Annotated in this window: 14 protein-coding genes; 3 read left to right on the top strand and 11 right to left on the bottom strand. The window is 71.4% G+C overall.

Annotated elements, in window-relative coordinates:
* Positions 1–13: 13 nt before the first annotated feature.
* A complete protein-coding gene (locus IPM43_11270) occupies positions 14–763 on the bottom strand; it encodes a dihydropteroate synthase (protein ID QQS23996.1) in 750 nt (249 codons plus the stop codon).
* A gap of 35 nt (positions 764–798) precedes the next feature.
* Here IPM43_11270 and IPM43_11275 point away from each other — a divergent pair, with 35 nt between their 5' ends.
* Entirely contained in the window at positions 799–1,749 is a 951-nt protein-coding gene (locus IPM43_11275; protein QQS23997.1) for a glucosyl-3-phosphoglycerate synthase, read from the top strand.
* Here IPM43_11275 and IPM43_11280 read toward each other — a convergent pair.
* Complete coding sequence (locus IPM43_11280) at positions 1,725–2,327, bottom strand: dihydrofolate reductase family protein (GenBank protein ID QQS23998.1); 603 nt, start codon at positions 2,325–2,327, stop codon at positions 1,725–1,727. The two genes, IPM43_11275 and IPM43_11280, sit on opposite strands and share 25 nt — an antisense overlap.
* A 152-nt stretch (positions 2,328–2,479) precedes the next feature.
* Here IPM43_11280 and IPM43_11285 point away from each other — a divergent pair, with 152 nt between their 5' ends.
* The gene (locus IPM43_11285) at positions 2,480–3,661 is read left to right on the top strand and encodes an acyl-CoA dehydrogenase family protein (GenBank protein ID QQS23999.1); all 1,182 of its coding nucleotides are present in this window, start codon (positions 2,480–2,482) and stop codon (positions 3,659–3,661) included.
* Here IPM43_11285 and IPM43_11290 read toward each other — a convergent pair.
* The 9 genes from IPM43_11290 to IPM43_11330 all read right to left on the bottom strand — a co-directional run bounded on the left by IPM43_11290 (position 3,658) and on the right by IPM43_11330 (position 12,797).
* The gene (locus IPM43_11290) at positions 3,658–4,290 is read right to left on the bottom strand and encodes a TetR family transcriptional regulator (protein ID QQS24000.1); all 633 of its coding nucleotides are present in this window, start codon (positions 4,288–4,290) and stop codon (positions 3,658–3,660) included. The genes IPM43_11285 and IPM43_11290 overlap by 4 nt on opposite strands.
* Complete coding sequence (locus tag IPM43_11295) at positions 4,290–5,465, bottom strand: steroid 3-ketoacyl-CoA thiolase (GenBank protein QQS24001.1); 1,176 nt, start codon at positions 5,463–5,465, stop codon at positions 4,290–4,292. Before IPM43_11295 ends, IPM43_11290 begins: the two co-directional genes overlap by 1 nt.
* 20 nt (positions 5,466–5,485) lie before the next feature.
* A complete protein-coding gene (locus IPM43_11300) occupies positions 5,486–6,694 on the bottom strand; it encodes a cytochrome P450 (GenBank protein QQS26440.1) in 1,209 nt (402 codons plus the stop codon).
* 9 nt (positions 6,695–6,703) lie between these two features.
* Positions 6,704–7,894: a lipid-transfer protein gene (locus IPM43_11305; GenBank protein QQS24002.1), complete on the bottom strand. Its 1,191-nt coding sequence runs from the start codon at positions 7,892–7,894 to the stop codon at positions 6,704–6,706.
* Positions 7,891–8,307 (bottom strand): MaoC family dehydratase, encoded by a 417-nt coding sequence (locus tag IPM43_11310; GenBank protein QQS24003.1) that lies wholly within the window; start codon positions 8,305–8,307, stop codon positions 7,891–7,893. Before IPM43_11310 ends, IPM43_11305 begins: the two co-directional genes overlap by 4 nt.
* A 23-nt stretch (positions 8,308–8,330) precedes the next feature.
* The gene (locus IPM43_11315; GenBank protein QQS24004.1) at positions 8,331–9,446 is read right to left on the bottom strand and encodes an acyl-CoA/acyl-ACP dehydrogenase; all 1,116 of its coding nucleotides are present in this window, start codon (positions 9,444–9,446) and stop codon (positions 8,331–8,333) included.
* Positions 9,443–10,474: a MaoC family dehydratase N-terminal domain-containing protein gene (locus tag IPM43_11320; protein ID QQS24005.1), complete on the bottom strand. Its 1,032-nt coding sequence runs from the start codon at positions 10,472–10,474 to the stop codon at positions 9,443–9,445. Before IPM43_11320 ends, IPM43_11315 begins: the two co-directional genes overlap by 4 nt.
* 32 nt (positions 10,475–10,506) lie before the next feature.
* On the bottom strand, positions 10,507–11,718 hold the full coding sequence (locus IPM43_11325; protein QQS24006.1) for an acyl-CoA dehydrogenase family protein: 1,212 nt from the start codon (positions 11,716–11,718) through the stop codon (positions 10,507–10,509).
* A gap of 128 nt (positions 11,719–11,846) precedes the next feature.
* On the bottom strand, positions 11,847–12,797 hold the full coding sequence (locus IPM43_11330) for an SDR family NAD(P)-dependent oxidoreductase (protein ID QQS24007.1): 951 nt from the start codon (positions 12,795–12,797) through the stop codon (positions 11,847–11,849).
* A gap of 26 nt (positions 12,798–12,823) precedes the next feature.
* Between IPM43_11330 and IPM43_11335 the strand changes: the two genes are divergently transcribed.
* Positions 12,824–13,666, top strand: a complete 843-nt coding sequence (locus tag IPM43_11335) for an SDR family oxidoreductase (GenBank protein ID QQS24008.1) — start codon at positions 12,824–12,826, stop codon at positions 13,664–13,666.
* The last annotated feature ends 129 nt before the right edge of the window (positions 13,667–13,795 follow it).

Raw genomic sequence — 13,795 nt, forward strand, 5'->3', positions numbered from 1 at the left:
CCGGCCCGCCGGCTCAGGCGAGGCCGAGCCGCGCCTCTACCGCCCGCACGCGGGCGGGGTAGTGGGCGCGGCCGTACTCGGGGCGCTGGCGCAACACGATCTCCAGCAGCTCGTCGTGCTGAGCGGTCTGCTTCCAGGGCAGCGCGATGTACAGCGGCAAGCCGAAGCGGCGCAGCGCGTCGAGGTTCGAGTAGACGTGCTTCTGGTACACGTAGCGCTCCTCCCACGGCCAGTTCGGCGGCGCGAAACCGGTGCCGGGATCCAAGATGCAGCGTTCGCGCATCCCGAAGCGGTCGGCCACCGCCAGGCGTTGCTCGAAGAAGTCGACCATCGCGCTCACCGGATCGCTCTGCACCAGCTCCATCTCGCGCGGGTTCGGCCCCGAGAGGAACGGCAGCACCACCGCCACGCCGTGATCGGCGGCCACCTCCCACATCGCCTCGGACTGCATGCCGTCGGCGGCGTTGACCACGGTCGCCCCCGCTGCCAGCGCGCGGCGGACCACCTCGGGGCGCCACGAGTCGATGCTCAACTCCACGCCGAGGGCCGCGAGCGCCGGCACGATCGCCTCCAGGCGGCTCCACTCGGCCTCCCACGGGATCACGGCCGCGGCGTCGGTCGAGCCCTGGCCACCGAGGTCGATCGCGTCTGCGCCCTCGGCCAGCAGCCGGCCGGCCCGGCGCAGCGCCGAGTCGGCGTCGGTGACGATCGAGTCGAGGTTCAACGAGTCGGGAGAGGCGTTCACCACGCCGTAGAGCAGCATCGCCGGGCAGGCTACGGGCGCGGGCGGGCCGGCCGGTGAAGCCGATCAGCACCTTCGACACGGCCGGGTGGGATCTCGAGCGAGCGGTCGCCGCGAAGCGCGGCCGCACGGTATCGATGTGCATCCCGTGCCGCGACGAGGCGGGCACGGTGGGTGACCTGGTGGAGAAGATCCACCGGCGGTTGCTCGGCACGCTCGTCGACGAGCTGATCGTGCTCGACGACCGCAGCACCGACGGCACCGCGCACGTCGCCCGCACCGCCGGCGCCACCGTGGTGCCGATCGAACACGTCCACCAGGTGCACGGCGAGGGCCGGGGCAAGGGCAACGCCCTCTGGGCGACGCTCGTCGCCAGCCACGGCGACTTCGTGGTGTGGTGTGACGGCGACGTCAGCAGCTTCCGTGCCGATTGGGTGGTGCGCCTGCTGGCCCCTCTGCTGGCCGACGGCGAGGTCGGCGACGAAGTTGGGGCCGGCGAGGTCGGCCTGGTGAAGGCCACCTACGACCGCCCGACGGGCCAAGGCGGCGGGGGGCGCACCACCGAGCTCGTCGCGCGGCCGCTGCTGTCGCTGTTCTTCCCCGAGCTGACCGGCCTGCACCAGCCCCTCGCCGGTGAGTACGCCGGGCGGCGGAGCCTGCTCGAGAGCATCCCGTTCGTCGAGGGCTGGGGGGTGGAGATCGCGATGCTCGTCGATCTCGTGCGCAGGTTCGGCGCGGACTGCATCAGCCAGGTCGACCTCGGCACGCGCATGCACCGCCACCAGACGCTCGACTCCCTCGCGGTGCAGGCGGCCGAGGTGGCGGCGACGCTGCTCTCCCGCACACCTGCGGCCGCGGCGTTCGCCGAGGACGTCCTCGCGCTACACCGCCCGGGAGGTCACACAGTGGAGCTGAACCTGGCCGAACGCCCGCCGGTGGCCAGGCTGCGGGCCGCCGGGCTGCTGGCGGCGCTACCCGCCGATCAGGACGGCGCCGAGCGCAGGTAGCGGAGGAACAAGAACCCGTCGTCCTCGCACACGTGGGCGAGGTGCCACGGGTCGCGGGCGGCGAACGAACCCTCCGCCACGCGCAGGCTGCGCCCGGCGACGAACCGCGGGGCGACGGTGAGGCACACCTCGTCGACGAGGTCGGCCGAGAACATCTGGCCGTTCAACGCCGGCCCACCTTCGAGCGTGCACACCTCGCCGTCGATGCCGCGCAAGATGTCGCGCACGTCGCCGCACACCACCTTCGTGTTGCCGGCGTCGAGCAGCACCTTCGTCTGGCGCCCGAGGTCGCCGGAGGCGGACACCACGACGAGCTGCTGGTGAGCGGGCAGGGGGCTGTACACGTCGCGACGCACGGTCTCGGCGCCGACCAGCACCACGTCGGCGCAGCGGTGCAGGTGCATGAACACCGCCCGGTCGGCGTCCCCGCCGAGTGGGCCCGAGCTGCCCTCGAGGGCGGTCGCGCCGTCGGCGGTGGAGATCATCGAGAGCACCACCCAGGGCCGGTCGTCGTGGCGCCGGCGGTGTGTGCCGTCGTAGGCCTCCTCTACCGAGATCTCCCGGCTGGCGGGGGTCATCATGCGCACGGTCGTCCTGTCTAGCTGCTGCGGCGGTGGGTGCCACCACGTGGGTGGCCAGTGCAAAGAAGCTGCAACGCGACTGACATCGCCTACCTGCTCGAATCTGACGGCCCGTCAGATTCGGGGACCGGTCGTCTACGATGCCGGACATGTACCTGGCCGAGACGAAAGAGCAGCAGGCCCTGCGTGCGGAGCTGCGCCAGTACTTCGCCGCGCTCCTCCCGCCCGAGGTCCGGGGCAGGCTCGGTGGGGCGGATGAGGGCACGGCGGAGTTCCGTGACATCGTGCGCCGGCTCGGGCGCGACGGCTGGCTGGGGCTCGGCTGGCCGGTGGAGTACGGCGGCCGCGGGCGCCCGGCGACCGATCAGTTCATCATGTTCGACGAGATCCAGCGCGCCCACGCCCCCTTCCCGTTCGTCACCGTCAACACCGTCGGTCCGGCGATCATGGCGCTCGGCACCCCCGAGCAGAAGGCCAAGTACCTGCCCGGCATCTTGAACGGGGAGATCAACTTCGCCATCGGCTACACCGAGCCGGAGGCCGGCACCGATCTCGCCAGCCTGCGCACCAGCGCGGTGCGCGACGGCGACGAGTGGGTGGTCAACGGCGCGAAGGTGTACACGTCCGGGGCGAACCAGGCCGACTACGTGTGGTTGGCGTGCCGCACCGATCCCGACGTCCCGAAGCACAAGGGGATCTCGATCCTGATCGTGCCGACGTCCTCGCCGGGGTTCGACTGGACCCCGATCGTCACCGTCGGCGGGGGCACCACCACCGCCACCTACTACACCGACGTCCGGGTGCCGGCGACGAACGTCGTCGGTGAGGTGAACGGTGGCTGGAGGCTGATCACGATGCAGCTGAACCACGAACGGGTGGGGCTCGCCGCGCTCTCCGGGCTGACCGAGAGGCTGTGCGAAGACGTCACCGAGTGGTGCCGCACCACACCGTCTGGCGTGCGCGACGGCGAGACGATGATCGACCTGGCGTGGGTGCAGATGGACCTCGCCCGGTGCACGGCACTGCTCGACGCGATCCGGTTGATGACCTGGAAGCTCGCGAAGCTGGTCGCCGATCACGCGCTCGGGCCAGCGGAGGCGTCGACGGTGAAGGTGTTCGGCACCGAGAAGGCGGTCGAGGTGTACCGCACGCTGCAGGGCATCCTCGGCCCGGCCGCGCACCTGCGCCCCGGCTCGCCGGGAGCGGTGCTGCACGGCGAGGTGGAGCAGGCGAACCGGGCGGCGCAGATCAACACGTTCGGGGGCGGCGTCAACGAGATCCAGCGCGAGCTGGTCGCGTCGGCGGGGCTCGGCCTGGCGCGCGGCCGCTAGCGCGCCACCTGCTGCCCTGGCGGCGCGGACAGCGCGCCGACGGCCATGTCGATCAGGTTGGCGACGAACTCCTCGTTCGTGATCGCGGTCTCCCGGCCCCTCGTCAACAGGCGGGCGCGGGCTCCGAGGGCCTCGGTGACCAGCTCCAGAAAGCGCGTCACGCGCTCGTGGGCGAGATCCGGGCCGAGCCCGCTCGGCAACGCGCGCTCGATGGCCCGCAAGGCGCGGCGGGCCTGCACCGGAGAGCCGTCGGAGTCCCACATCGCGAACAGCTCGTTGAGCTGGGGCACGATGGCGAGGAACTCACGGCCGCCTGAGGTCTCCAGCTTGTGAGCCTGCGGGTGCACGATCGCCTCGACGAGCGCACGCAGGTCGCCGGCCGCGCCCGTCACCTCGATGCGGTCGAGCACGAGCCGGCGCTCCTGCTCGATCTCGTCTCCCTGACGTTCCAAGATGGCGTTGAGCAGGCCCTGGCGCCCACCGAAGTGGTAGTGGAGCGCGGACGCGTTGCGCTGCCCCGCGGCCGCGACCACCTGGTTCAAGGGTGTGGAGAACACTCCCGACGCCGCGAACAGCCGTTGACCTGCGTCGAGCAGCAGGTCGCGCGTGGCCGCGGCGTCGCGGGGCATCAGAGGCGCTGCAGGATCGTGCCCGTCGACACCGCGCCCCCGCAGCACATCGTCACCAGCGCGAACTCGGCGTCGCGCCGCTCCAGCTCGTGCAGGGCGGTGGTGATCAGCCTGCTGCCGGTGGAGCCGACGGGATGCCCGAGGGCGATCGCGCCACCGTTGACGTTGACCTTCGTCTCGAGCTCTTCCTCGGATATCCCGTATACGCTCGCCCACGACATCACGACGCTCGCGAACGCCTCGTTGATCTCGACGATGTCGATGTCGGCCATGGTCATCCCCGCGTCGGCGAGCACCTTCGCCGTCGACTGCACCGGGCCGTCGAGGTGGTAGTAGGGCTCGGCACCGACGAGGCATTGGGCGACGATGCGAGCCCGCGGGCGGAGCCCTTCTGCCTTGGCGCGCGCCTCGTCCATCCACAGCACCGCTGCCGCGCCGTCGGAGATCTGGCTCGAGTTGCCCGCCGTGTGCATCCCGCCGGGCAGCACCGGGTTCAGCGCGGCCAGCTTCTCGGCCGACGTCTCCCGTAGCCCGCCGTCGCGCGTGACCACGGTGGTGTTGCCGTCGGCGTCCGCGACCTCGACCGGGATGATCTCGCGCTCGAAGCGCCCTTCCTCGGTGGCCCGGATGGCCTTGCGCTGGGAGATCAGCCCGAGGTGGTCAACCTGGGCGCGGGTGATGCCGCGGCGCTGCGCGATCCGCTCGGCGGCGGTGAACTGGTCGGGCATGTCCAACGGGAAGTCGGCGTCCTTGGAGCTGCCGTTCACGAACTGCTCGTCGGCCGTGCGCGGCACGTTGGCGCCGAGCCACACCTTGCTCATGTGCTCGACGCCGCACGCGATGCCGCTGTCGATCACCCCGGCGGCGATCATGTTGTGGATCATGTGGTTGGCCTGCTGGCTGGAGCCGCACTGGCAGTCGATCGTCGTCGCCGCCACCTCCCACGGCATGTTCGCCTGCAGCCACGACGTGCGGGTGACGTTCGACGCCTGCTCGCCGGCTTGGGTGACGCAGCCCCCGACGATCTGGCCGATCGATGCCGGGTCGAGCCCGGCTCGCTGCACCACGCCCACCTGCGCGGCGCCGAGCAGCCGAGAGGCGTGCATGTCGGCGAAGTAGCCGTTGCGCTTGCCGATTGCGGTGCGGCCGGCCTCGATGATGACGGGGTTGCCCATTGGGGGGTCCTTTCTCCGGGTCAGGCCGGGACCAGGCGAACCGGCAGGGTCTTGATGCCGTTAATGAACGAACTGCGCAGGCGGTGCACCTCGCCGGTCTGCTCGATGTGGTCACAGCGCCGGGCGAGCTCGTCGAACACGGCGCGCATCTCGAGCCGGGCGAGGTTGGAGCCGAGGCAGAAGTGCGGGCCGCCGCCGCCGAAGGTGAGGTGCGGGTTCGGCGAGCGGGTGATGTCGAAGGTGTCGGGGCGGTCGAAGACGTCTTCGTCGCGGTTGCCCGACGCGTAGAAGATGACCACGCTCTCGTTCTCGGCGATGTGCTGGCCGTGCAGCTCCACGTCGCACGTGGCCGTGCGGCGGAAGAGGTTCACCGGTGTCGCCCAGCGCAGGATCTCCTCGACCGCGCTGTCGACGAGCGAGGGGTCGGCCCGCAGGCGCGCCCACTCTGCCGGATGCTCCATCAGGGAGAGCACCCCGTGGCTGATGCCGTTGCGGGTGGTCTCGCTGCCGGCGACGCTGAGCAGCAGCACGAACAGGTTGAACTCGTGCTCGGAGAGCTGGTCGCCGTCTTCTGCACCGACGAGGATCGAGATGATGTCGTCGCGTGGGTTCGCCCGCCGGTCTGCGGCGAGCTCCTGGGCGTACATGTAGAGCTCGCCCGCCGCTGCGGTGGCGTCCTCCATGCCGCTCGAATAGTCGGAGTCGCTCGTCGCGATCATCCGGTTCGACCAGTCGAACACCTTGTGCCGGTCTTCCATCGGGAGGCCCATCATCTCGGCGATCGCGATGAGCGGCAGCTCGGCGGCGACCTTGGTGACGAAGTCGACCTCGCCCTCTTCGATCGCCTCGTCGACGAGACGCTTGGTGACGTCTACGTAGTGGTCGGCGAGCATCTTGATCGCCCGCGGGGTGAACCCCCGGTTGACGAGGCCGCGCAGCCGGGTGTGCTCGGGTGGATCGGTGTCGATCAGCATCCGCGCCACTTCCATGTCGGCGCGGTCCTCGAACATCGTCACTCCCTTGCGCGCGGCCGAGTACGTCTGGAACTGGCGGCTGACGGCGACGATGTCGGCGTGGCGGGTGATGGCCCAGAACCAGGGCGTGTCGCCGGGGTTCTTGCCCTCGTGGCGGAAGATCGGCGCCTCACGGCGCAGGACGGCGAAGGTGTCGTGCGGCGGGCCGTCGACGTAGACGCCGTGGCTCTGGATGTCGACGAGTGAGGTGTCGATCGGCATGCTTCAGTAGTCCTTCCCGAGGATGAGGCCGCTCGTCGGGACGCCGGTGCCGGCGGTGACGAGGACGTGGTCGACATTACCGACTTGGTTCACGCTGGTCCCCCGCACCTGGCGCACACCTTCGGCGATCCCGTTCATGCCGTGGATGTACGCCTCGCCGAGCTGGCCGCCGTGGGTGTTGACGGGCAATCTCCCGCCGAGCTCGATCGCGCCGTCGGCGATGAAGTCCTTCGCCTCGCCGCGCCCGCAGAAGCCGAACTCCTCGAGCTGCATCAGCACGTACGGCGTGAAGTGGTCGTAGAGCACCGCGGTCTGGATGTCGGCCGGGGTGAGCCCCGACGAAGCCCACAGCTCGTCGGCGACGAGGCGCATCTCGGGGAGCTGGGCGATGTCGTCGCGGTAGAAGCTGCTCATCGTCCACTGCTCCTCGCCGGCTCCCTGCGCGCCGGCGACGATGATCGCCGGGGGCTGGGGCAGGTCACGGGCACGCTCGGCGGTCGTCACGACGATCGCCTGGGCACCGTCGGACTCCTGACAGCAGTCGAGCAGGTGCAGCGGCTCGACGATCCACCGGCTCGCCTGGTGGTCTTCGAGGGTGATCGGCTGCTCGTAGAACCATGCCGCGGGGTTCGTCGCCGCGTGCTTGCGATCGGCGACGGCGATGCGGCCGAGGTCGGAGCTGGTGGCGCCGTACAGGTGCATGTAGCGCTGGGCGACCATCGCCACCCAGCTCGCCGGCGTGAGCAGCCCGAACGGGCTCGTCCAGGAGAACTGGGCTCTCTCCGCGGTGGCGGCGTTGGGCAGATCCTGCACGCCTGCGCCGAACCGGCGTCCGCTGCGCTCGTTGAAGGCGCGGTAGCAGACGACGACGTCGGCGACGCCGGTGGCCACCGCCATCGCGGCCATCACCACCGTGGCGCACGCCGCGCCGCCGCCGTAGTGGATGCGGCTGAAGTGGCGCAGCTCGCCGATGCCGAGGTGACGGGCGAGCTCGATCTCGGGGTTGTTCTCGGCGGTGTACGCCACCAGGCCGTCGACGTCGGCGGGCACCAGGCCGGCGTCTTCGACCGCGGCGAGCACGCTCTCGCAGGCGAGGCTCATCTCGCTGCGCCCGGACTCCTTCGAGAACTCCGTCGCCCCGATGCCGACGATCGCCGCCTGCCCGCCCAGCTTGTTGCCCTTGGCCTTGCTCACGGCAGCTCCACCTCCACCGTGGCGTTGACGTGGTCGCCGAGGCTGTTGGCGCCGCGCACGGTGACCCGTACGGCGCGCTCGTCGTCGACCTTCTCGCTCACCTGGCCGGTCATGTGCATGGTGTCGCCGGGGTAGTTCGGGGCGCCGAGGCGCACCTTCACCGAGCGCACCAATGCGTCGGGGCCTGCCCAGTCGGTGACGAAGCGCCCGACGAAGCCGTTCGTGGTGAGGATGTTCATGATGATGTCCTTCGAACCGCGCTCGACGGCGAGCCCCGGGTCGTGGTGCACCTCTTGGTAGTCGCGGGTGGCGATCGCGGTGGCGACGATCAGCGTGCGGGTGAGCGCGATGTCGAGCGGGGGCAGCTCGTCGCCGACTTGCACGTCGTCGTAGCGCAGCGTGGTCAGGTTCATGGGTGTGGCTCCGGGCTTGGGCGTCAGGCGGTGGCGATGAGCCGGCCGAGTCGGGCGAGGTGGGAGCTGGCGCCGCCGAGCGCGGTGGCGAGCTGCGTGCCCCACAGGAAGTAGCGGTGCACCGGGTAGTCGACGTCGGAACCGATCCCGCCGTGCAGGTGCTGGCCGGCGAGCACCACCTGCTGGGCACCTTCCGTGGCCCAGTAGGCGGCCACGGCGACGTCGCGGGCGGCGTCGAGGCCCGAGGACAGCCGCCAGGCCGCGTTGAGGGCGGTGACGCGCATCGCCTCGGTGGTGATGTAGCCGTCGGCGGCACGCTGCCCGGTGGCCTGGAACGCCGAGAGGGGGCGACCGAACTGGATGCGGGTGGACAGGTGCTCGGCGGTCATCTTGAGCGAACCCTCGGCGACGCCCACCTGCAGGGCGGCGATCGCCACCAGCGAGTGCTCGGCCAGTGCCCGCAGCACGTCGGCGCCAGCGCCTCCGGGCTCACCGAGCACCTGCTCGGAGGCGACGGTGAGGTCGAGGTCGAGCTCGGCCTGGGGCTCGTGGTTCGTCGTGGAGAGCGGCGTGACGCGTAGGCCGGCCGCGGCGTCGGCGGTGTCGACGACGGCGACCAGCGGCGCGCCGTCGGGCAGGCTCGCGCTCACCAGCAGGATCGCCGCGTTCTGGGCGTGCGGCACGGCCGGCTTCACGCCGGCCAGGTGCACGCCGCTGCCGGTGGGGGTGGCCCGCAGCGAGGGGTGGGTGAGGTCGTTCGCGCCCGGCTCGGCCAGCGCGATCGCGACCACCTCGCCGGCGGCGATGCGGGGCAGGTAGCGCTGCTGCTGCTCGGGTGTGCCGTGGCGGGCGAGCACCAGGGCGGCGACCATCGAAGGCGCGAGCGGCACGGGTGCCACCCGGCGGCCGAGCTCGGTCAGCACGAGGGCGGCCTCTACCATCCCCATCCCGCTGCCGCCGTGTTCCTCGGGAACGCAGAGCGCCTGGATGCCGCTCGCCGCGAGCTGGGCCCACAGCTCGCGGTCGAAGCCGTCGGCGCTCTCGACCTCTTTCACGCGCTCGGGTGGCGCCTGGCCCTCGAAGATCTGGCGGGCGAGGTCACGCACCACCTCTTGTTCTTCGGTCAGGTCGAAGTTCACGAGCTTGCTCCCTCTGTAGGGGCCGGCGCGGTGTCGCCGTCGACGATCGCGAACGGCAGCATCGTGCCCTCGCCGGCGTCGCGGACCTCGATGCGCACCGGCGCACCGATGACGAGGGACTCGCGCGGGGTGTCGGCGGTGTTCATCACCATGCGGATCACCTGGCCCGGCGCGGAGCCCGCCAGCTCGACGAGCGCGATCGGAAGGGGGTAGTCGAAGCTCGGCACCTGCGGGAAGTGCGTGACGACGAAGCTGTGGATCGTGCCGGCGAGCGGTGCGTCGACCTGCTCCCAGTCGAGGGAGTGGCAGCTCCGGCACATCGGCCCCGGCGGGTGGCGCAGCAGCCCACACGACGCGCACCGCTGGACGAGGAGCCGCCCCTCACCCAGCGCGTCGAACCACCAGCCGGTGTCGGGCGTGGTCGCCGCGTACGGCCGCGGCGGGCGTGCGGGGGGCGCCGGCGCCTTCGGCCGGGGACGGAAGCGAATGATGCGGAACAGCATCGAGCCGACCAGCTCGCCGGCGGCGTCGTAGTAGTCCTGGCGGGTGGTCACGAAGTGACCCGTGCCGAGCCCGGTCGTCTTCTCCTCGCTGATCGAGTCGATGACGGTGCGCATCGTCAACCGGTCACCGGGGCGCAGGTAGCGCACGTAGGTCTGCTCGCTGTTGGTGGCGACGACGCTGGTGAAGCCCTTCGCGAACAGCAGCTCGTTCATCTGCACGTACGGGCTGTCACCGCCGCGGCTCGGGCCCTCGATGCCGGTCATCACCCACGCCTGCAGCATCGTCGGCGGGGCGACGAGGCCGCCGTGCACGCTGCGCGCGGCGGCCGCGGGGTCGGTGTACACGGGGTTCTCGTCGCCGAGCGTCTCCACCAGGTGGCGCACCATCGGCGCGTTGACCTCGTCGGGGCCGGGCACGGGCGGCCCGATCTCGAGCCCGACGAAGCTCTGCAAGGTGGCGTAGAACGCGGCCTTCTCCTCGGCGGTCTCGGTGTCGCCGGCAGCGGTCGTCGTCGAATCGCTCATGGTGGTCGTCCTTGGGATGCTGGAGAGACCCGCTATGCCCTGGTCAAGGCCTGCCAAGGCAGGCCCTTGTCCGGGTCGGGCTCTCGGGGTAGGCCGAGACCGCGCTCGGCGATGATGTTGTGCTGGATCTCGTCGGTGCCCCCGCCGATGCGGATCGAGTACTGGCCGAGGAACTGCTGGCCCCAGGCGTCGTTCTCGGCGGCGTCCTCGCCGGCGAGCGTGCCGGCCGCGCCGAGGATCTGCATCGCCACGTCGCCGCTGCGCGCCCAGTGCTGCGCGACGGCGAGCTTGAGCACGAGCATCTCCAAGCCGGGCATCTTGCGCTGGCTCATCGCCGTGCGCATCCGGTAGCGCATGTACTTCATCGTCTCTTCGCGGCAATGCGCCTTGACGAGGCTCTGGCGCACGGCGGGGTCGTCGGCCTTGCCGTAGCGCTGCGCGAGGTCGATCAGCTGGGCGACGGGCCACCCGCCGCCGCTGCCGATGACTCCCCGCTCGCTGGTGAGGGTGGTCTGGGCGACGGCCCAGCCGCCGTTCACCTCGCCGACGACGTTCTCGACCGGGATGCGCACGTCGGTGAGGAAGGTCTCGTTGAAGTGCTTGATCCCCGTGATCTGGGTGATCGGGCGCACCTCGATCCCCGGGCTCGACATGTCGACGATGAAGTAGGTGATCCCGGCGTGCTTGCGTACCGACGGGTCGGTGCGGGCGAGCAGGATCCCGTACTCGGCGAACTGGCCGAAGCTCGTCCACACCTTCTGGCCGTTCACCACGTAATGGTCGCCGTCGAGCTCGGCGCGGGTGGCCAGGCCGGCGAGGTCGCTGCCCGCGCCCGGCTCGCTGAACAGCTGGCACCACACCTCGTCACCGCGCAGGATCCGGGCCAGGTGGCGCTCCTTCTGCTCCGGCGACCCGTGGGCGATCAGCGTCGGCCCGACCATCCCGATCGACACCGCGAACGCGCCGACGGACACGTCGTAGTTGGCCTGCTCCTCGCCGAAGATGGCGGCCTGGATCGAGCTCGCGCCGCGCCCGCCGTACTCCGTCGGCCAGGTGATCCCCGCCCAGCCGTGGTCGGCGAGCACGCGTTGCCAGTCACGGCACCTCTGGATGTGGGCCGCGAGCCCACCGGCGGGGGCTGCGACCTGGGCGTCACCGCTCTCGCGACGGCTCGCTTGCTGGTCGAGCCAGGCACGGGCCTCGGCGCGGAACGCGGCCTCCTCGGGCGTGTCGCCGATGTGCATGCGTGCGCTATCCCCCTGTGCCTTCTAGAGGAGACGGTGTGGCAGACCCACGAGAGCCGTGCCCTGTCCCGTTTCTGACAGTCTGTCAGAAAGCTTCGCGGGGGCTGCAACCGGTCGCTGCCGCCGGCTCAATCGCGCCACGCGGCCTCGCCGGTGTAGAAGGCGAGCTCGTCGCGCCCGCTCGTCACCACCCCCGAGCCGTCCATCGATACGACCTCGGCCCAGCGGTCGCGGACGTCTTCGATGGTGAGCTCGCCCCCCCGGTCGAGTCCGGGCACCCCGACGGTGGCGATCCTGGCCACCCGGCCGACGCCGGCGGTGATCAGCTCTCCCGTGCAGGGCACGTCGTCGTGGACCAGCCAGCACGCGGCCGGCGAGCAGAGGCTGGGAGGGAAGTGCTCCTCCATCCACCGGCGGGTGTCCTCGTGCGGGTTGAGCGCGGCCGAGCGGGTGTACCCGATCGGCAAGATGGCGTTGACGGTGATGCCGTGCGGCTCGCCCTCGACCGCGAGCGACCTGGTGAGGCCGAAGAGGCCGGCCTTGGCCATCGAGTACGCGGGCATGCCGGCGCTGCCGAGCGCCGACCCGGAGGCGGTGAACAGCACCCGGCCGAAGCCCTGCCCACGCAGCACCGGCCACGCGGCGCGGGTCACGTAGAACGACCCGACGAGGTGCGTCGACACGATCACCTCCACCTGCTCGTCGGTCGTCTGCTCGATCGTGCCGGTCGGCCCACCGCGACCAGCGTTGTTGAGCACGATGTGCAGTGCGCCGAACTCGGCTACCGCGCGGCGCACGATGGCGGCCGCGCCGTCGGCGTCGGCGACGGAATGGGTCTCCGCGACGGCCAGGCCACCGGCGGCGACGATGTCGTCGGCGGTCGACCGCGCGTGCTCGGCGGAGGCGTCGTTGACGACCACTTGCGCGCCGCGGGCACCGAGCAGCAGGGCGTGCTCGCGGCCGAGGCCGCGGCCCGCACCGGTGACGATCGCCACTCGGCCGTCGAAGCGCACCTCCCCCGCGGTGGGGGTCGATCCGTTGGCGGTGGCGGGCGTCGATCGGGTCGATTGGGCGGCCATCGGCTCGCACCGTACAGTCCGGTTGCGTGCTCCACGGATCCGGCGCGACGAAGGTGGCGATGGTGACCGGGGCGAGCCGGGGGATCGGCAAGGAGGCCGCGCTGGCGCTCGCCGCCGACGGCTGGCGCCTGGTGCTCACCGCTCGATCGGTAGCCGGTGGGGCGACGTTCGAGGGCACGTCGCTGACCGATCCCGTCGCCGGAGCGGCGCTGCCCGGTTCGGTCGACGAGGTCGCCGCGGCATGTGTCGCGCTCGGCGGGGAGGCCGTCCCGGTGGCGCTCGACCTCACCGATCCCGAGGGGGTGGCCCTGGCCGCGGACGAGGCCCTAGCCGCCTTCGGCCGGGTGGACGCCATGGTGTCGAACGCCATCTACCAGGGGCCGGGAATCAACGACCGCTTCCTCGACGTCCCCCTCGACCTGCTCCAGCGAGTGATCGAGGCCGACGCCGTCACCCCGCTCATCCTGCTGAAGCGACTGTTGCCGCCGATGCTCGAGCGCGGCGACGGGGTGTTCGTGCACCTCACCTCCGGGGCGGCGACGCTCTCACCGCGCAAGCCGGCCGGCGAAGGCGGGTGGGGGCTCGCGTACGCGATGGCCAAGGGCGCCGCGCACCGCATCGCGGGGGTGCTCCACGCCGAACACGCCGGCCAGGGCCTGCGCGCCTACAGCCTCAACCCCGGCCACGTCGTCACCGACGTGATGCGGGCGCGTGCCGAGCATGCCCGCACCGAGGTGACCGGGGACCCTCCGGAGGGCCCGGCGGCGGTGATCGCCTGGCTGCTGGCGGGCAGCGAGCCGGCGCGAGCGCTCGCCGGCCGAGAGGTGGTCAGCCGCGACGTGCTCGCCGAACACCACCTGCTCGGCTAGCCCGCCTCCGGCCGCGCTTCGCTGGCCGCGCTGGCCGCGGTGGCCGCGGTGGCGGCGGTGGAAGTGCGATATGTGGAGACACCCGTCTGTCGTGAGATATCGCACTTCCGCATGCGCCGCGCTGGCCGC

The organism is Actinomycetota bacterium (assembly GCA_016700055.1).
In the GTDB taxonomy this organism is placed as follows: domain Bacteria; phylum Actinomycetota; class Acidimicrobiia; order Acidimicrobiales; family Ilumatobacteraceae; genus Kalu-18.

Bases quoted from the DNA above. Each gene is read 5' to 3' on its own strand.
- IPM43_11280 (QQS23998.1), bottom strand. From the start codon at position 2,327: ATGACCCCCGCCAGCCGGGAGATCTCGGTAGAGGAGGCCTACGACGGC.
- IPM43_11330 (QQS24007.1), bottom strand. From the start codon at position 12,797: ATGGCCGCCCAATCGACCCGATCGACGCCCGCCACCGCCAACGGATCG.
- IPM43_11325 (QQS24006.1), bottom strand. From the start codon at position 11,718: ATGCACATCGGCGACACGCCCGAGGAGGCCGCGTTCCGCGCCGAGGCC.
- IPM43_11320 (QQS24005.1), bottom strand. From the start codon at position 10,474: ATGAGCGATTCGACGACGACCGCTGCCGGCGACACCGAGACCGCCGAG.
- IPM43_11285 (QQS23999.1), top strand. From the start codon at position 2,480: ATGTACCTGGCCGAGACGAAAGAGCAGCAGGCCCTGCGTGCGGAGCTG.
- IPM43_11270 (QQS23996.1), bottom strand. From the start codon at position 763: ATGCTGCTCTACGGCGTGGTGAACGCCTCTCCCGACTCGTTGAACCTC.
- IPM43_11290 (QQS24000.1), bottom strand. From the start codon at position 4,290: ATGCCCCGCGACGCCGCGGCCACGCGCGACCTGCTGCTCGACGCAGGT.
- IPM43_11310 (QQS24003.1), bottom strand. From the start codon at position 8,307: ATGAACCTGACCACGCTGCGCTACGACGACGTGCAAGTCGGCGACGAG.
- IPM43_11295 (QQS24001.1), bottom strand. From the start codon at position 5,465: ATGGGCAACCCCGTCATCATCGAGGCCGGCCGCACCGCAATCGGCAAG.